This is a genomic window from Frondihabitans cladoniiphilus (assembly GCF_039544345.1).
GTDB classification, from domain to species: domain Bacteria; phylum Actinomycetota; class Actinomycetes; order Actinomycetales; family Microbacteriaceae; genus Frondihabitans; species Frondihabitans cladoniiphilus.
Genome location: NZ_BAABLM010000003.1, coordinates 271,883 through 288,880, shown reverse-complemented (window position 1 = coordinate 288,880; position 16,998 = coordinate 271,883). Strand labels below are relative to the sequence as shown.

Here is a 16,998-nt window from a genome sequence, read left to right as displayed (position 1 = left end):
TTCGTGTCGTCTACGGCTCTCTCGACGACACGACCTGGACACTCGGCGGGACGTTCCCACATGCGCGGGCGACACCCTGCAGACGGCAGGGGAGTAGACCGGGCGCATGAGCGACCACGGCGGCCCTCGGCTGAGCACGATCAACATCGGCGCCCCGGTGCCGGGCGAACTGGCGCGCTTCTACGCCACCCTGCTCGGCGGCGAGGTCACCACCGACGACGCCCAGTGGGCGACGGTGCGGCTGCCTGGGGGAGCGACGGGGCTCGCCTTCCAGCTCGAGCAGCACTACGTGCCGCCGGTGTGGCCCGCGGGCCGTGGCGAACAGCAGATGCAGGTGCACCTCGAGATCCAGGTGGACGATCTCGAGCGGGCGGCGGCCTGGGCGCTGCAGTGCGGTGCCCGGCTCGCCGACTACCAACCGCAGGACGACGTGCGCGTGTGCCTCGATCCGGCAGGGCACCCGTTCTGTCTCTGGATCGCGACGTAGGCCCGGGCATCCCCCGTCTCGGCCCTGCGGCGCAGCCGGGGTGCGGGCCCACGAAGCCGGGGTACGTGCCCGCGGGACCGGGGTGCGGCTCGCCTGGCCGGGTGACCCGCACCCGCAAAACCGCGGGGGACCCTCGGTCGACGGGGGTGCCTCGCGGCGGCCGAGGTGCGGCTCCGCGCGACGGGGGTGCGGCTGCGCGACGGGGCGCAGATCCACGAAAGGCGAGTGCAAACCCGCACACGGCGGCAGCCGCATCCCCCGATCACACGAAACGGGGGATGCACCCCCACCGCTAGCCGACGGGCACCACGACCAGGCGCCCGCGCACGTGACCTCCGGCGCTCGCAGCCTGTGCCTCGCCGGCCTGCTCGAGGTGGAACGCCCGCTCAACCGGGATCGTGAAGTGGCCGGCCGCGTACAGGCGAGCGGCCTCCTCGAGCGCGGCCGTCATGTCGCCGGCATCGCTCGAGACCTGCGCACCCTGCTCGGGAGCGCTGAAGTCGGCGATGGAGACCACCTTCGACGCGTCGCCGGTGAGCTCGATCAGCTCGGGGATGACGCCTGAGCCGGAGATGTCGAAGGCGGCGTCGACGCCCTCGGGGCTGAGGGCGCGCACCCGCTCGACGAGACCGTCGCCGTAGGTGGTGGGGATCGCGCCGAGCTCGACGAGGTAGTCCTGATTGGCGGCGCTCGCCGTGCCGATCACTTCGAAGCCGCGGTCCTTCGCGATCTGCACGAGCGCTGATCCGACGCCGCCGGCCGCGCCGCTGACGAGGATCCGCTGGCCGCGACGCAGGTCGACCTGGCCGAGGATGCGGATCGCCGTCTCGACGGGGATCGGGTAGCCGGCCGCCTCCTCCGGCGTGAGGAGCGCCGGACTCTTCGCCCAGTGCTGCAGCACGGCGAACTCGGCCAGCGTGGACGAGCCCTGCCCGAAGACCTCGTCACCCACGTCGACACCGGTCACCCCCTCGCCGACCTCGTCGACGGTGCCGGCGGCGTCCAGACCGGAGCCGGCCGGGAACTCGAGCGGGATCATCTCCTTCAGAAACCCCTGACGGATCTTCCAGTCCATGCCGTTGACCCCGGACGCCTCGACGCGGATCCGCACCTGGCCGGGCCCGGCGTGCGGTTCGGTGACCTCCACGACCTCGAGGACCTCGGGTCCGCCGTACTGCGAGAACTGAATTGCTTTCATGGGGTCTCCTCCTCGGAATGACGTCGCGCATCGGCGCTCTGTGCGATGGAACCACCGGACGCCGTGAGACCTTCCGCTCCCTGGTAGCGGTCTGAACGCCGAAGGCACGGGCTAACCCGTTTCGACCTACCCCCAGTCCGGGCGACTCACCCCTGGAATTGCCCCTCGAAAGCGGGGGACGCATGGGTTTTCGGGGGAGTCAGTCCCCTCTTGTGGGGCCTGTAAGGGGTGATCCGGATACGTAACTTCGAACCTGTCCTTGTCCCCCGTCAACCATCGGAAGACTCAAACACCTCGTGAAGAAAACCGCTCGGATCAGCATCGCGGCTCTTGCTCTCGCCACCATCGTGTCCCCCATTGTGTGGACCGGACACTCTTCCGCCACGGCGGACACCGTCACGTCGTCCGCGGCCTCGTCCGCCACCACGGAACTCTCCGGAGCCTCGGGGACCGGTGTCGTGAACGGCCAATTCGCTGCCGCGAGCGGCAACCAGGTCGGCATCGCCGGCACGTGGTCCGACAACGACAGCGCTTCCGTGAACTTCTGGCAGCTCCAGAGCGGCGGCGACTACGCCAACTGGAACAAGCCGCTCGACATCGCGGTGGGCGCCATCGACGCCGGCGAGACGTGGCAGGCCGCGGCGTCGGGCGCTTACGACGCCCGCTGGACCACGTCGCTGACGAAGCTCAAGGCGCTCCGCTCCAACACGACGGCCACCACCTACATCCGGTTCGCGCACGAGATGAACGGCAACTGGTACCCCTGGAGCGTCACGGCCTCGAACTACACGTACTTCGACGCGGCGTGGAATCGTTACCGTGCCCTCCAGCAGCAGATCTTCCCGCAGGCGAAGCTCGTCTTCAGCCTCAATCGCGAATCGTCGGGCAGCAGCGGGATCGCCTGGACGAAGTATTTTCCGGGGGCGGCGAACGTCGACCTGATCAGCGTCGACTACTACAACCAGTACCCGTACGTGGCCACCGATGCCGACTGGAAGGCCTCGTTGAGCCAGACGGACGCCTTCGGCGCACCGAAGGGCCTCGACAAGTACTTGGCCTACGCGCAGACCCAGGGCCTGCCCCTCGCGGTGTCCGAGTGGTCGGGCAAGGCCAGCTTCGGCGACTCGCCCGTCTTCGTCCAGGACATGTTGCAGTACTTCAAGACGCATGCGGGCAACTCGGCCGGCCACATCGCCTACGACGTACTGTTCAACGTCGGCGGGTACAGCGGCGACTACCAGCTCTTCGGGCCGGACGCGAAGATGCCGTTGTCGTCGGCCGCCTACGCCTCCTTCTTCCAGGCCGGTGCCGGGTCCTCCGGAAGCGGATCGTCGACCGTGACGGCGCCGCCCGTGACCGTGCCGCCCGTGACCGTGCCGCCCGTGACGACGGCGCCCGTGACGACGGCACCCGTCGGATCCACCGACACCCTCCCCGCCGGAACGTCTCTCACGCCCGGTTCGTCCCTGGTGTCCGCCGACGGCCAGTACACCTTCGCGGTTCAGACCGACGGCAACCTCGTCGTCTACAAGACGGGCGGTCCGGCCATCTGGAACTCCTCGACGTATCTCCAGGGAGGAACCCACCTGGACGTCCAGGGCGACGGGAATCTCGTCTTCTACAACAAGTACGGCAAGGCTCTGTGGAACACGGCGACGAGCGGAGCCGGAGCGGGATCGAAGCTGGTCATGCAGAGCGACGGCAACCTCGTCCTCTACAGCGCCGGTAGTTCAGCCCTCTGGAACTCCAAGGGCTTCCCGGTCGCGGCACCGTCGTCCTCGAGCGCCGGCGCCTCGGGCGTCGACACTCTCACGGCCGGCCACGGCCTGACTCCGGGCGCCTCGCTCGTCTCAGCCGGCGGCCAGTACACCTTCGCGTTCCAGACGGACGGCAACCTGGTCGTCTACGACGCCTCCCACCGCCCCCTGTGGAACTCCGGCACCGCCGGGCGGGGTGGCACCGAGCTGGATCTCCAGACCGACTCGAACCTCGTCCTCTACAACGCCTCGCGCGGCGCTCCCTGGTTCTCCTCCACCAGCGGGCAGGGCTCCGGATCTCGTCTCGCGATGCAGTCCGACGGCAACCTCGTGCTCTACAGCGCCGCGAATCGACCGCTCTGGTACTCGAAGAGCAACTGAACCCAGTTCGGGTGCCAAAGGGGTACATAAGTCCCATTTGCACTCGACTAATTCTCAGAAATATGGGAACGTCGTCCTGGTTCAACGACGATCTTGTCCCCCGCACTCCTACGGAAGACGAAAGAAGATCGTGAAGAAAACCTCTCAACTCGGTATCGCCGCACTTGCTCTCGCCACCATCGTGTCCCCCATTGTGTGGACCGGACACGCGTCGGCCAAGGCCGACACCGTCACCGCCTCGGCGGACTCGGCGGCCTCCTCGGCCGCCGCCGCGTCAGCCGCCGTCTCGTCGGCCACGACGGAGCTCTCGGGTGCCGCGGGCACCGGGACGGCCGACGGAACGTTCGCCACCTGGAGCGGCAACCCCGTCCCCATCACCGACGTGTGGTCGGACAACAACGCGGACTCGCTCAACTTCTGGCCGCTCCAGAAGGGCGGCGCCCTGGCCAACTGGAACAAGCCGATCGACGTCGCCGTGGGCGCACTCGACTCCGGCGAGACCTGGCAGGCCGCGGCGTCGGGCGCCTACGACACCCGCTGGGCGGCCTCGCTGACCAAGCTCAAGTCGTTGAGGTCGAACACGACCGCCACCACGTACATCCGGTTCGCGCACGAGATGAACGGCAACTGGTACCCCTGGAGCGTCACGGCCTCGAACTACACGTACTTCGACGCGGCGTGGAAGCGCTACCGCGCCCTCCAGAAGCAGATCTTCCCCGCCTCGAAGCTGGTCTTCAACCTCAACCGCGAATCGGCCGCGAGCAGCGGCATCGCCTGGACGAAGTACTTCCCCGGCAGCCAGTACGTCGACGTCCTCAGTGTCGACTACTACAACCAGTACCCGTACGTGGCGACCCAAGCGGCATGGCAGTCGTCGTTGAGCCAGACGGACGCCTTCGGCGCGCCCAAGGGCCTCGACACGTACCTGGCCTATGCGCAGACCCAGGGCCTGCCCCTGGCGGTGTCGGAGTGGTCGGGCAAGGCCAGCTTCGGCGACTCGCCGCTCTTCGTCTCGAACATGCTCGCGTACTTCAAATCCCACGCCGGCAACTCGGTCGGCCACATCGCCTACGACAACCTCTTCAACGTGGGGGGCTACAACGGCGACTACCAGCTCTTCGGATCGTCCACGAAGCTGCCTTTGTCCGCGGCGGCCTACAAGGCCTTCTTCGCGGCCGCTGCGAAGCCGGCGGCAGCGCCGCCCCCCGTCTCGACGCCCACGCCCACGCCTCCGTCGGCTGTCGCCGACACCCTTCACGCGGGCGACACGATGCTGCCTGGCGACTCGCTGACGTCGCAGAACGGCAAGTACCACTTCGAATTCCAGGCCGACGGCAATCTCGTTGTCTACACGGCGGCCGGCAAGGCGATCTGGAGCTCGAAGACTTTCAAGAAGCCGGCCACGGTACTCCGGATGCAGGACGACGCCAACTTCGTCCTCTACCCCCGAACCGGCAAGGCCCTCTGGAACACGGTGACGTGGGGCAAGGGTGCCGGAGCGTCCGTGACCGTGGAGAACGACGGCGACCTCGTCGTCTCCAACGCCGCAGGAACGGCCCTCTGGAGTTCGGCGCGCTGATCCGACCCCGCCGTCTCCGAGCGCTGCCACAGCCGTGCTCGGAGACGGCGTCTCGCTGTCGCGGGGCACGCATCGCTAGGATGCAGAGGCGGCCTACCCGAGCCGCTCATGCCACCTGAAATGCCCACCCGAATCGCGCACTCTTCCAGGACAGCAGCCCGCATATGCCCCAGCCCGAAATCCGGCCGCGGATCGCCGCGGTCGTCGTGAACTACAACTACGAGAAGTACGTGGCCGAGGCGGTCGACAGTCTTCTCGCGCAGTCCACGTCGTTCGACGAGATCCTCGTCGTCGACGACGGCTCGACCGACGGATCCGTCGAGGTCCTCCGCTCGTTCGGGTCTCGGATCCAGCTGATCGAGAAGGAGAACGGCGGCCAGCTCAGCGCCGCCTGGACCGCTCTGGCCAGCACCGACTGCGACTACCTCTACGTCCTCGACTCGGACGACGTGGCATCCCCCCGTCTGCTCGAGACGGTGGCCCCGCACCTCGCGACCCGGCCGGTCAAGGTGCAGTTCCAGCTCCATTCCATGGACGAGCACGGCACCGCCATCGACAGCATCTTCCCGACCTTCGCTCCCGGCTATAGCCAGGCCGAGATGATCGAGGACAACACCGTGCTCGGCTTCTATGTCTGCCCGCCGACCTCGGGCAACGTGTTCCGGACCGACTACCTGCGAGGGCTGGCCTCGGAGTCGCTGAACGAACGCGAGGCCTACGACGGCGTCCCGGCCCAGGTGGCTCCGTACTTCGGGCCCATCGTGTCGCTCAATACGCCGCTCGTCCGCTATCGCGTGCACTCCCAGAGCGACTCCCAATGGGGGCGCCCGACGCCTGCTCTCCTCAGGAGCGAGATGGCCCGCTTCACGAGCCGATGGGAGGAGTCCAACGCCGTCCTCGCCTCCCGCGGGTACCCGCGGGTGCCGTCCGGTCGGTCGGTCTTCCAGCTCGAGCACCAGTTGATGATCGACGCGTTGGAGGGGCGGCGAGTCCCGGTGTCGACGGTGCTGCAGTATATTCGACTCGTCGCCCGTTCCGGGCTCAGCCGCTCTCAGCGGCTGGCGTTCTCGGGTTGGGCTGCACTGCTCCTCGTTCCACCTCGACGGCGTGCCGCGAGCCTCGTACTCTCACGGCGGTCCTCAGCCGGCCGAAGTCGATTCGTCCAACGGATAGTGCGCCTGGCGCGCTCCACCCGGACGGTGTCGTGATCTTGTCTTACCCTCGGTTTACCGACGATCAGCAAGGGTCCCCCCATCTCATCTGAACCGACTGTCCGGACCACGCGAATCGTCGCAGTGGTCGTCAACTACAACTACGAACGGTTCCTGGCCGACGCGGTTCGGAGCGTTCTCGATCAGACGGTGCCGTTCGACGAGATCATCGTCGTCGACGACGGATCCACCGATGATTCGCTCCGTGTGCTGGAGGCGTTCGGAGACCGGATCCGAGTGATCGCCAAGGCCAACGGCGGGCCTCTCAGCGCAGCCTGGGCAGCCGTCGACGCGACGGACTGCGACTACTTCTACCTCCTCGACGCGGACGATCGCGCCGCTCAGGACCTGGTCTCGGCCGTCACCCCTCTGCTCGCGACCGACCCGGTCAAGATCCAATTCCAATTGACCTCGATGGACGTCGACGGTCGGAGCATCGACAGCACGTTTCCCACCTATGCCGAGGGCTATTCGAGCGTTCAGATGATCCGAGACAACGAGATCCTCGGCTTCTACGTCTGCGCCCCCACCTCGGGCAACCTGTTCCGCACGAGCTATCTCGAGGCTCTCCGGGGCAAAGGCCTCGACGAGCGGGAGGCCTACGACGGCGTTCCGGCCCAACTGGCTCCGTACTTCGGTGACATCCTCTCCGTGAATCGCGCGTTGGCCCACTACCGCGTCCACGAGACGAGCCTGTCGTCGTGGAGCCGTCCGACACCCGAGCTCGTCGACCGCGAGTTGACGCGGTACCGAAACCGCTGGTCACAGGTGCTCCGGATCCTCGAGACCGAGGGGATCCCCGCTCCCGACCCCTCCCGGTCCGCCTTCGTCAGCGAACGCACCCTGATGGCCGCAGTCCTCACCGGCCGGCGCCCCGGGCTCGCACCCGCCCTCCGGCACGCCTCGAGCATCCTCCGATCGGGCCGGAGCCTGCCTCAGAAGATCGCCTTCTCGGGCTGGGGGCTCGCCTTGGTCGTCGTTCCGAAGAAGAAGGCGACCGAGCTGGTCCTCGCCAAGAGATCGGCGCGGCAGCGAGGTCGACTCCTGTCGACGGTGGCCAAGGTGGCCCGGGCCCGGAAGCCCGCCGTCAAGGTCTGACCGGCCTCCCGCGTCGACTGCGATGGTGCCCGCAGCGGCGGCGCGTTCCTAGGCCTCGTGAAGGCCGCGATACAGCTCGAGATGCCGCGAGGCGCACTCGTCCCAGCTGCGGTGCGACAGATCCGGCCCGACGGCGCGATCCACCTCGCGAGCCGCCTCCAGGGCCGACGCGACGTCGTCGGGCTCGAGGGTGTCGTCGAAGAGCGAGACCCAGCCGTTCCCGACTTCGTCCCTGACGGCGCGGGTGGTCGGCGAGGAGCGGATCAGGACCGGGGTGTTCACCGTGAGCGCCAGGAGGAGCGCGCCGCTGTTGTAGACGTACTTGTAGGGGAGCACGACCAGCCCCGCGTCCGAGATCAGCCGGTTCAGTGCATCCTGCCCGAGATGGCCTGTCTGCACCGTGATGCGGTCGCTCGCGTCGGCTCGCGCCGTGAGGGCGCGGCCGTAGGCGGGATCGGCGGAGTGACCGGCCACGCGGAGCTCGCCGAGGTCGGGGTCGTCCTCGACGAGCTGCATGAGCTGCTCGATGCCCTTGTAGGGGCGGAGGTGGCCGAAGAGGAGGAGTTCCGTCGGGTTGCCCGGTGAAGCCGCTGGAGAGGCCACCGGCTTGTAGTCGGGATGCAGGATGACCGTCGACGGGCGCCCCGACTCGTCGGTCTCGCCGGCATTGAGGAAGACCGTGTGGTCGACGAGCCGCAGGAAGAGTCGGATGAAGGAGCGTTCCAGGAGAGGCCCCTGCTCATGCGGGGTCCGGTTGTGGACGGTCCAGACGAGCTTCTTCCCCCGCACTCGATTCAGGAGGAGGACCGTCGAGGCGAGCACGAACTTGACGAGCCGGCTCGCCCGCGACGGGGTGGCGGTGGAGTAGAGGCGCACGAGCGACTCGGGCCACTGCACGTGGAAGGTGTCGTAGCGGCCCCGGAGAGCCGCCGGCCAGGAGAAGAAGGTCACGTCGGCGTCGGCAGCCACTCTCTCGGCCAGGAGTGTCGTGTACGGGTTCGCCGCGGGCTCGGGTGGGCCGAAGGAGTAGAGGACGCGCGGACGCGGGCGACGACTGGTCATGGAGAAACGGGCTCTTTCACGAGGAGAGGCGAGGATCGAGCCGGGGGATCCGACGTGGTCGGCTTCCGGCCCGGGATGATCGTCAGCCAGAACAGGGTGACGAAGACGAGCTCGGCCTGCAGGAGCGACGCGTTCAAGAAGAAGAAGGCGAGGACGAGGCCGACGAGCCAGGGGCGAGACCGGAGGGCCGCGATCATCACGACCAGGAGGACGATGCCGATGCCCAGGAACCCGAGCATTCCGTATTCGAAGAGGATCTTCGGGAAGACGGCCCGGGTGACGTCGCCCGCGCCGATGCTGTTCAAGAAATCATCCGACGTTCCCGCACCGTGCCCGAGCAGCGCGTGAAAAGGCGAGTCCAGCGAAGCCGGCAGGAGATCGGAATAGGGCAGGACGAACCGGAGGCTCGAACTGCTCTTGGTGCTGGATGTCTCCTGGGAGCGCCCGAGATACAACGCACCCAAAGGAGTGGCGGCGGCCACGCCCACTGTGACGACGAGTCCGGGGAGGAGTCGCAGCAGGTTCCGCCGGAGGGGGGAGAAGAACGTCACGACGAGACCGGGGATCAGGACAACGAGGCCATTACCTGCAAGCGTCGGCACCATTCCAGCGAGAAGGAGCAACAACTGCCACCACGGGACCCGGACCCGGACGCCGATCAAGGCCGCCAGGCCGAGGAAGAACGAGAGGAACGACGGCTCCAGGAAGAGGACGCCGTTCGATCGTCGCAGCGTTTCGCCGTACCGGACGACGGCGTTGGGGAAGTAGCCCTGGAGCAGGAACTGGTTCGGGACGATCGCGGCCAGCCAGTCGATGTTCTCGATCCCGGCGTACTGGATCAGGAACTGCACGAGGGACACGCCGGCGGCGATGGTCATCATGGTCAGGAAGGCCCGGGCAGCGACTCCGGTGGAATTCGCCGACTGCGTCGACGTCCCGAGCAGGGGCAGGTACAGCAGGACGAGAAGCGCCAGCGACAGTACCGAGGGCAGTTGGCCCGTCATCAGCTGAGCGAGCGTGCAGACCAGGCTCACGAGCCAGAGGGCGAGGACCAGTGGGGCTCGGCGCCGGTCGAGGACGATGTGTCCGCGAACGACCCCGATGCCGAGGGCGACGAGCACGACCGGGACGACGACCGGGATCTGCTGACTACCGAACGAGATCGCGAAACGTTCGAGGAGGACGATGAGGAGCAGCAGCACCGCGAGATAGGAGCTCTTGCGCTCGGCCGGTCGGAGGCGACGCAGGGAACCCGGGAGGGGGCCCGCCCCTGGCGGGAGGGCTGCCGGCGCGAACGACAGCGGGGTACTACGCATTGCCATCCTTCGGGTGATGGGAGCGAGGTCGTGACTTCGGCCGGATTTCTCGGCCCGAGAATCTTTCAAGTAGCATGACACGACTCGAAAGAGTTCGGGGCACGACGTCGTTGACTGGGCGATGAAGTCCCCTCCCGCGCCTCGTTCGACTCGCACTGCCCACCCGATGAGGAAGTCGACCCGCTCCCATGAGGACCCTCTTTCGCTGCGCCCTCGCAGCCCTGGTCGCCGCTGCCGTCTTCTCGACCGCGGCGTGCACCAGCTCCGAGCCCCCGGTGCAGATCACCCCGAAGACGTCCGCCCCGGCCGAGCCCGCCCCGACGGGCAAATGGCTCTCCGGAGCCTCAGGCAACGGCGTCACGGGCGGTCAGTTCGCCGAGTGGCGCGGACGCCCTGTGGACATCGCGGGCACCTGGTCGGACGACGACACCAACTCCCTGCACTTCTGGCAGCTCCAGAAGGGCGGCGACTACGCCTCGTGGGACAAACCGCTGGACATCGCCGTGGGCGCCATCGACAAGGGCGAGTCGTGGGCGGACGCGGCCGAGGGCGATTACGACGCCCGCTGGACCCAGTCGCTGACGACCCTCAAGTCCCTTCGCTCGGGGACCACGGCGACGACCTACATCCGCTTCGCCCACGAGATGAACGGCAACTGGTACCCGTGGCAGGTGAACGCGGGCAACTACCGCGACTTCATGACCGCGTGGAAGCGCTACCGGGCGATCCAGCAGGCCGTCTTCCCCGAGTCGAAGCTCGTCTTCAGCGTGAACCGCGAGTCCGTCGGCACGGGGATGGATTGGACCAAGTACTTTCCGGGCAAGGAGTACGTGGACGTCTTGAGCGTCGACTACTACAACGGCCCTCCCGGGGTGTTCACGGCCAACGACTGGAACCGCTCCCTCCAGGGCGTCGACCAGTGGGGAGGCCCGAAAGGGCTCGCTCAGCACGCGGCGTTCGCTCAGAGGGAGGGCCTGCCGCTGGCGATCTCCGAGTGGTCGGGAGATTCCAGCGCAGGAGACTCGCCGGCGTTCGTCACCGGCCTGCTCGACTACGTGAAGGCCCACTCCGGAACGGCGCCCGGCCAGATCCTCTACGAGATCCTGTTCGACGTCCCGCAGAACGACGGGCGCTTCGTCCTGTACTCGACCGGCACCGTGAAGATGCCCAAGTCGAGCGCGGCGTACAAGAAGTTCTTCGACTAGCCCAGAGCCCGGTCGAGAGGCCGCAGGGCCGCAGCTCGGTTCAGATCGTGTCGGCTTCCAGGCGGCGACGGCGTGAGACGGTGGGCTCCTCGCGCTCGGCCCGACTCCAGCGAGTCGTGCGGAGGAGTGCGAAGACGACGATGCCGACCAGGAGTCCCAGGCCCCCGCCCACGACGGAGAGGGTCTTCGCCGAGGCGCCCGTCGGAGCCTTGGCCACGCTGGCGGCGCTGAGGACGCTGAGCGGAGTGGCCGGAGCCGTCGCCTCGGACCGCAGAACGAGCTGCTGCGTGGTGAGTGTCGCCAACTGGCTGGCGAGGTTATCGGTATACGCGGAGTCCGGAACGGAGGCGATCTGCTGCTGGAGGCCGGCGATCGGGGCGGACAGGGCATCCGCCTGCTGCGTGTACTGTGCCTGCAGCGTCGACACGACGGACGTCTGATACGTCGTGACGACGCGATCGACGATGTCGTGCGCGGCCTGAGCCGTACCCGCCGTCGCGCTCACGGTGAGCTGGTTGCTCGTCGTCGACGTGGTGGTCGTCACCGCGCGTCGCAGGGCGGCGGGCGAGATGCCCAGCGCATCGCTCGCGGGGTCGACGACCGCGTCGGAGAGCACCTTGAGGGACTGGGTCTTCGTCTGGATCCCGAGCGAGACCGAGTCGGGCACGTAGGCCGACGAGTCGCTGTACCGGAGCGACGCGGGATCCCACGACAGCTGTGCCGTACTGGAGTACTCGGGGGTCGTCACCTTGGAGCCGCCGTAGCCGGCCGCTGCACCCACGACGATTCCGAGGACGGCGAGGAGCACGAGCACTCGACCATGGCTACGACGGGTCTCGGTAGGCATCAGAAGGTCTTTCTCGAAGGGGTCGTGGCCCGGCTGGATAGGGCTCGTTCGTCTTCGAACATCTTCGAGTATGCAGCAGCACTCCGCTCGAGCGTGAACGTTCGGGCGATGGCCCGGCCGCGCGCCGCGAGTGCCGAGCGCTTGGCGGGGTCCTCGACGAGGTCGACGACGGCTCGCGAGAGGTGGGCCGACGTCGGGGGGACGACCCGTGCATCCACCTGGTCCGTCAGGTAGTCGCCGCCGAAGGCCGTCGACGTGGTCACGGCCGCCAGCCCGAAGCACATGGCCTCGGCCAGGGCCAGGCCGAAGCCTTCCGAGAGCGACGGGAACAGGAAGATCGAGGACTCGTTGAAGATCGCGGCCTGCTCGGCGTTGCTGATGCGAGGCAGCACGCGGACCGACGAGCGGTCCTCCGGCGAGAAGAACTCCCGCATCTCGTGCTCGGGCTTCCCCGTGCCGCCCAGGGTCAGGGTCGCCTCGGGGTGCGACCGCCGGATCTCGCGGAAGGCGCCCGGCACGTGGTGCGCGCCCTTGCGGGCCTCCCAGGTGCCGAACCAGAGGATCCCGGCTGCCGCGCGGTCCTCCGGAGGCACGATGTCCGAGCTCGAATCCAACAGTTCGGGATGCACGGCGGGAGGGATGAGACGCACGCGGTCCTCGCCTCCCAGCGTGTCCCGCACGTCGCTGAGGTCGCGGAGGTTCTGCACCACCGTCACGTCCGAAGCCTTGATGCCGAGGTCGTCCCAGCGGACCTGGGCGGGGCCGGTGACCAGCCGGTAGGGCACGGTGACCAGCCAGTGTCCGAGCTGCGACTCCGTCATGTACGCAGCGTGGTCGTATTTGGCCAGGCCGTGGATCAGATTGACGAGCAGGGGTCGGTGATCGCTCGTCTTCAAGGCGTCGTACAGCCGGTAGCCGAGGCCGGACGGCGAGAGGACGACGTCGAACGCGGACGGGTCCTGCTTGCGGCCGGCGCGGTCCAGGAGAACGGGCATCAGCGTCCGTGCGGCGACCAGGCGTGCGACCCGATTGCTCGGCAGCTCCATGTCTTCGAGGTGGAGGAGCGTGACCTCGTGTCCGAGGTCTTCGAGGCCCTGCGCGAGCAGATGGAACACTCGCGACGCTCCGCCGTTGGGGTTGTCCGCCGCGTGGGACAGGAGGAGGATCCGGCTGCCAGTGGTCATCGAGGGTCCTTCGCGTCGCGGGTCATACGGATGCTTCTCGGCCGAGGATCCGTCGCTCGGTGGAGAGCCGTCTCTTCTCGGAGACGAGCTGCTTCCGACGCCATCGGGGCGTCGAGAAGGTGTCGAGGTCGGCGCCACGCGGGATCAGGCAGAGCCAGAAGATGGTGAAGGCGGCTATCTCGGCCTGCAGGAACGAGGCGTTGATGACGAAGTACGTGGGGAGCAGACCCAGCATCCAGACGTTGTGCCGGAGACCGCCGACGAAGAGCACGAGCAGCACCAGCACGATTCCCACGGCGCCGAGCATGCCGTACTCGAAGAGCACCTTGGGCACGATCGGCCGGGTGACCGCGATGAGCCCCTGGTTGTCGAGGAACGGATCCGAGGTGCTCGCCCCATGACCGAAGAGCGTGTGGAACGGGCTGTCGAGAGACGCCGGCAGCAGCGTCGTGTAGGGCTGGACGAAGCGGAGGCTCGAGCTGCTTCCCGAGGAGTTCGCCTCGGTCGACCGGCCGAGGTACAGGCGCCCCAGGGGACTGACCGTCGCCACCACGATCGCGGCGATCAACCCGGGGAGGAGCGCCAGGAGGTTGCGACGCACGGGGGAGAACAGGGTGATGACGAGGCCCGGGATCAGGACGGCGATGCCGTTGCCCGCCAGGGTCGGGACCATGCCGGCCAGGAGGATCGTCAACTGGAACCAGCCGCGACCCGTTCTCACGGCGACGAGGACCGCCATCCCGAGGGAGAGGGACAGGAACGAGGGCTCCAGGAAGACGAACGCGTTCGAGCGCAGCAACGACTGGCCGTAGTGGACGGGGGCGTTCGGCGAGTAGCCCTGGACGAGGAACTGCGCCGGGACGAGCCTGGTGAACCAGTCGACGTTGGCGATGCCGGCGTACTGGCCGACGAACTGGACGAGGCTCACCAGGGCGGCGATCGTCATCAGCACGACGAAGACGTCGGCCACCACACGCAGGGTGGCGGCACCGCCGGTGGACCGCACCATGGCCGGGATGTAGATCAGGGTCATCGAGGCGACGGACAGGACCGACGGCAGGTCGCCCTGCGACATCTGGGCCAGCGTCGCGATCAGGGCGGTCAGGACGAGGAGGACGATCAGGCTCGCGTTGAGCCGATGGACCCGGAGCCGTCCGCGGTAGAGGCCGACGGCGACCAGGACGAGCAGGATCGGGACGATCACGGGGACCTCGTTGCCACCCGGCGAGATCGCGAATCGCTGGAGCAGGACGACGAGGACGAGCGCGACAGCCAGGAACCGCCCCTCGGGGGCGCGGCGACGGCGCACCCGGAGGGTGGAAGAGGGCGCCCCGAGAACGGCCTCGACCGTCGTCACCGTTCCGGCTTCTTCCATTTGAGAGCACGGTCGCCCTGCACGAAGCGGACCATGCCGCCGAGCGCGACGGCCTGGAGGTAGGCCACCTGCGCGACCAGGCTCGCCGGCTTCGGCAGGTCGACCTCACGGCTCTGGGCGACGACGAACAGGGCTGCGGCGGCGTTGCCCACCAGGAACACCTGCGACAGGCGGCTGGTGCGGACGGTGCCGGTGGCGATCCCGAGGAGGGCGACGTGGCTGAGCGGCCCGGCCGTCGAGCGCCACAGCTTGTGCCCCCAGATCTTCGAACTCACGACGGGTCGCGTCGGCGAGAGCATGTGCCGCTTCTTCCACAGGACGAAGAGACTGCTGCCGAGGACGCGCGTCCGGCGTTCCCACGACTGGCCGAAGCTGCCGATCGTGTCCTCGATGACGCGGGCCTCCGGCTCGTAGGCCACGCGGTAACCGCGGTCGTTCATGTCCAACGAGATCCAGAAGTCGTCGCAGGAGATGTCCTTCGGGATCGGGTCCCAGGCCGACTTCCGTACGGCGCAGAGGCCGCCGTCCATGGCCAGGGTGCTTCCGAGCTTCCACTCGGCGCGCTTGATCCAGGAGGTGAACTTCCAGTAGGCGAGTTCGCCCCCGTCCCCTTCGAGCTTCTCGCCGGCGACGGCGCCGACGGTCTCGTCGTCCAGCCAGGCCACGAGTCTCTGCAGGGAGCCGGGAGTGAGGACGGCGTTCGCGTCGGTCAGAACGATCCACTCGGTCTCTGCGACGGCGACGCCGGCGTTGAGCGCCTGCGACTTCCCTCCCCGTTCGGTCAGGAGGAGGACTTCGGCTCCTGCGGCTGCGGCGATGGAGGCGGTGGCCTCGTCGCCGTCGGCGACGACCAGGACGGTCACCTCTCCGGGGTAGCCGTTGGCCTTCACGTCGCGCACCTTGTCGGCGATGACGTTCCGCTCGAGGTACGCGGGCACGATGACGGTCACCGGCGGCCATACGGCGGGGGCCGGGCGGACGGGCTGAGCCGACTTGAACTTTGTCAGGGCGGCGAGGGCCATCGGGTAGACGACGTGTCCGGCCGCGACCGAGACTCCGAGCGCAGCGAGGCCGAGTGCGGATCGAGTCCTCATGCGCTCGTCACCGCGATCCCGCTCTTGGTGATCGCCGAGAGGAGCGGCTCGACGGCCGCCTCCCAGGAGTGCCTCTCGGCGACGGCCCGGGCGCCCTGGGCGCCGAGAGCGTGGGTCGTGGCCGGATCGCGGAGGAGGGCGACGATCTCGTCCGCCATCCGGGCGGGCTCGTCCGCGACGACGACACCGTCGCCCACGAGATCCTCCAGGCCCTCGGCCCCGATCGTGGTGGCGACGATGGGTCGCCCGGCGGCGAGGCCTTCGAGGATCTTGAGGCGCGAACCGCCGCCGGCGAGCAGCGGAGCGACCGCGACGAGGGTCTTCTCGTACCAGGGGTCCAGTTCGGCGACGGTTCCGGTCACCTCGACGCTGGCCGAGGCCAGGGCTCGGACCTCCGGCGCCGGCTCGCGGCCGACGAGTTGCAGGTGCGCCTCGGGCAGGGCCGCCGTGACGAGCGGCCAGACCTTCGTGGTGAACCAGACGGCGGCGTCGACGTTGGGCCCCCAGGACAGCAGGGCGACGAAGCTGACGACGGGCGTGTCGGTGGTCGGGAGGGCCTCGGTGGGATCCCAGCCGTTCGGCACGACGCGGACGTTGGGCCGACGGCTCTCGGTCTCGAGGACCGCCTTGTCGGCGTCGCTGACGACGAGGACCGTGTCGGCCGTGAGGGCCTGCTTCTCGAGACGGGTCAGGGCTGCCGCGTCGACGGCGTAAACGGCCTTCAGGGGTCCCGTCTTCGTCGAGCTGACCCGTTCGGCGAGGGAGGACTCGATGTTGTGCATGTCGACGACGGTGTAGGCCTTCGAATCGGCCGGGGCGTACATCTGGAACTGCACGTGCTCGACCACCAGCACGTCGTAGGGCTCTGCCGTGGCCTCGGTCACCTGCTGGGCGAACGCGGGGTCCCAGAATCGGGCCGCCGACAGCGACTTCCCCTTCGCCAGGCCCGGGATCGTCTTGCCCCAGCTGCGTGCCAGGGGCACGGCACGGACGTCGAAGCCCTCCTGCACGAGGCCTTCGACTTCCTCGTTCGTGCCGAGGAAACCGCAGATCGTGACGTCGCCGAGCGTCTTCAGCGCTCGTGCGATCGCGAGGGTCCGCCGCTTCTCCCCGCTGTTGGCCGGCCAGGGAACGAATTTCGACATCAGTACGCTGCGCATTTCCATCCTTCGGGAGACGGGAAGTGAGTGAGGGACGAGTGGAG

The 16,998-nt window shown here is 68.1% G+C and carries 14 protein-coding genes; 6 read left to right on the top strand and 8 right to left on the bottom strand.

Features of this window, described 5'->3' with window-relative positions; genetic code table 11:
- Positions 1 to 106: 106 nt before the first annotated feature.
- On the top strand, positions 107 to 487 hold the full coding sequence (locus ABEA39_RS09520) for a VOC family protein (RefSeq protein WP_345375614.1): 381 nt from the start codon (positions 107 to 109) through the stop codon (positions 485 to 487).
- A gap of 292 nt (positions 488 to 779) precedes the next feature.
- On the opposite strand, the gene ABEA39_RS09515 is transcribed toward ABEA39_RS09520, so the two are convergent.
- A complete protein-coding gene (locus ABEA39_RS09515) occupies positions 780 to 1,685 on the bottom strand; it encodes an NADP-dependent oxidoreductase (RefSeq protein ID WP_345375613.1) in 906 nt (301 codons plus the stop codon).
- A gap of 296 nt (positions 1,686 to 1,981) precedes the next feature.
- Here ABEA39_RS09515 and ABEA39_RS09510 point away from each other — a divergent pair, with 296 nt between their 5' ends.
- The 4 genes from ABEA39_RS09510 (at position 1,982) to ABEA39_RS09495 (ending at position 7,711) form a co-directional block, all read left to right on the top strand.
- Positions 1,982 to 3,823, top strand: a complete 1,842-nt coding sequence (locus tag ABEA39_RS09510) for a glycosyl hydrolase (RefSeq protein WP_345375612.1) — start codon at positions 1,982 to 1,984, stop codon at positions 3,821 to 3,823.
- 130 nt (positions 3,824 to 3,953) lie between these two features.
- Positions 3,954 to 5,402 carry a glycosyl hydrolase gene (locus ABEA39_RS09505; RefSeq protein WP_345375611.1) on the top strand — a complete coding sequence of 483 codons (1,449 nt, stop codon included), beginning with the start codon at positions 3,954 to 3,956 and terminating at the stop codon, positions 5,400 to 5,402.
- 164 nt (positions 5,403 to 5,566) lie between these two features.
- A complete protein-coding gene (locus ABEA39_RS09500) occupies positions 5,567 to 6,610 on the top strand; it encodes a glycosyltransferase family 2 protein (RefSeq protein ID WP_345375609.1) in 1,044 nt (347 codons plus the stop codon).
- Positions 6,611 to 6,697: 87 nt separating this feature from the next.
- Complete coding sequence (locus ABEA39_RS09495; RefSeq protein WP_345375607.1) at positions 6,698 to 7,711, top strand: glycosyltransferase family 2 protein; 1,014 nt, start codon at positions 6,698 to 6,700, stop codon at positions 7,709 to 7,711.
- Between the two features lie 48 nt (positions 7,712 to 7,759).
- On the opposite strand, the gene ABEA39_RS09490 is transcribed toward ABEA39_RS09495, so the two are convergent.
- Positions 7,760 to 8,773, bottom strand: coding sequence for a glycosyltransferase family protein (locus ABEA39_RS09490; protein ID WP_345375606.1), 1,014 nt, complete (start codon positions 8,771 to 8,773; stop codon positions 7,760 to 7,762).
- The gene (locus ABEA39_RS09485; protein ID WP_345375605.1) at positions 8,770 to 10,089 is read right to left on the bottom strand and encodes a hypothetical protein; all 1,320 of its coding nucleotides are present in this window, start codon (positions 10,087 to 10,089) and stop codon (positions 8,770 to 8,772) included. Before ABEA39_RS09485 ends, ABEA39_RS09490 begins: the two co-directional genes overlap by 4 nt.
- Positions 10,090 to 10,277: 188 nt before the next feature.
- Between ABEA39_RS09485 and ABEA39_RS09480 the strand changes: the two genes are divergently transcribed.
- Positions 10,278 to 11,294, top strand: a complete 1,017-nt coding sequence (locus ABEA39_RS09480) for a glycoside hydrolase family 26 protein (RefSeq protein WP_345375604.1) — start codon at positions 10,278 to 10,280, stop codon at positions 11,292 to 11,294.
- A 40-nt stretch (positions 11,295 to 11,334) separates the two neighbouring features.
- Here ABEA39_RS09480 and ABEA39_RS09475 read toward each other — a convergent pair whose 3' ends face one another.
- Genes ABEA39_RS09475 through ABEA39_RS09455 form a run of 5 tightly spaced genes read right to left on the bottom strand, consistent with a single transcriptional unit; the run spans position 11,335 to position 16,954 of the window.
- The gene (locus tag ABEA39_RS09475) at positions 11,335 to 12,141 is read right to left on the bottom strand and encodes a YveK family protein (protein ID WP_345375603.1); all 807 of its coding nucleotides are present in this window, start codon (positions 12,139 to 12,141) and stop codon (positions 11,335 to 11,337) included.
- Positions 12,141 to 13,325, bottom strand: a complete 1,185-nt coding sequence (locus ABEA39_RS09470) for a glycosyltransferase family 4 protein (protein WP_345375602.1) — start codon at positions 13,323 to 13,325, stop codon at positions 12,141 to 12,143. The genes ABEA39_RS09475 and ABEA39_RS09470 overlap by 1 nt, the downstream gene beginning before the upstream one ends.
- Before the next feature lie 22 nt (positions 13,326 to 13,347).
- On the bottom strand, positions 13,348 to 14,700 hold the full coding sequence (locus ABEA39_RS09465; RefSeq protein ID WP_345375601.1) for a hypothetical protein: 1,353 nt from the start codon (positions 14,698 to 14,700) through the stop codon (positions 13,348 to 13,350).
- The gene (locus ABEA39_RS09460; RefSeq protein WP_345375600.1) at positions 14,679 to 15,794 is read right to left on the bottom strand and encodes a glycosyltransferase; all 1,116 of its coding nucleotides are present in this window, start codon (positions 15,792 to 15,794) and stop codon (positions 14,679 to 14,681) included. Before ABEA39_RS09460 ends, ABEA39_RS09465 begins: the two co-directional genes overlap by 22 nt.
- A complete protein-coding gene (locus tag ABEA39_RS09455; protein WP_345375599.1) occupies positions 15,791 to 16,954 on the bottom strand; it encodes a glycosyltransferase family 4 protein in 1,164 nt (387 codons plus the stop codon). The genes ABEA39_RS09460 and ABEA39_RS09455 overlap by 4 nt, the downstream gene beginning before the upstream one ends.
- Between the last annotated feature and the right edge of the window lie 44 nt (positions 16,955 to 16,998).

What these genes read in the sequence shown, in the direction of transcription:
- ABEA39_RS09470 (WP_345375602.1), bottom strand. Translation starts at nt 13,325, where the DNA reads ATGACCACTGGCAGCCGGATCCTCCTCCTGTCCCACGCGGCGGACAAC.
- ABEA39_RS09520 (WP_345375614.1), top strand. Translation starts at nt 107, where the DNA reads ATGAGCGACCACGGCGGCCCTCGGCTGAGCACGATCAACATCGGCGCC.
- ABEA39_RS09475 (WP_345375603.1), bottom strand. Translation starts at nt 12,141, where the DNA reads ATGCCTACCGAGACCCGTCGTAGCCATGGTCGAGTGCTCGTGCTCCTC.
- ABEA39_RS09500 (WP_345375609.1), top strand. Translation starts at nt 5,567, where the DNA reads ATGCCCCAGCCCGAAATCCGGCCGCGGATCGCCGCGGTCGTCGTGAAC.
- ABEA39_RS09455 (WP_345375599.1), bottom strand. Translation starts at nt 16,954, where the DNA reads ATGCGCAGCGTACTGATGTCGAAATTCGTTCCCTGGCCGGCCAACAGC.
- ABEA39_RS09490 (WP_345375606.1), bottom strand. Translation starts at nt 8,773, where the DNA reads ATGACCAGTCGTCGCCCGCGTCCGCGCGTCCTCTACTCCTTCGGCCCA.
- ABEA39_RS09465 (WP_345375601.1), bottom strand. Translation starts at nt 14,700, where the DNA reads ATGGAAGAAGCCGGAACGGTGACGACGGTCGAGGCCGTTCTCGGGGCG.
- ABEA39_RS09485 (WP_345375605.1), bottom strand. Translation starts at nt 10,089, where the DNA reads ATGCGTAGTACCCCGCTGTCGTTCGCGCCGGCAGCCCTCCCGCCAGGG.
- ABEA39_RS09515 (WP_345375613.1), bottom strand. Translation starts at nt 1,685, where the DNA reads ATGAAAGCAATTCAGTTCTCGCAGTACGGCGGACCCGAGGTCCTCGAG.
- ABEA39_RS09480 (WP_345375604.1), top strand. Translation starts at nt 10,278, where the DNA reads ATGAGGACCCTCTTTCGCTGCGCCCTCGCAGCCCTGGTCGCCGCTGCC.
- ABEA39_RS09460 (WP_345375600.1), bottom strand. Translation starts at nt 15,794, where the DNA reads ATGAGGACTCGATCCGCACTCGGCCTCGCTGCGCTCGGAGTCTCGGTC.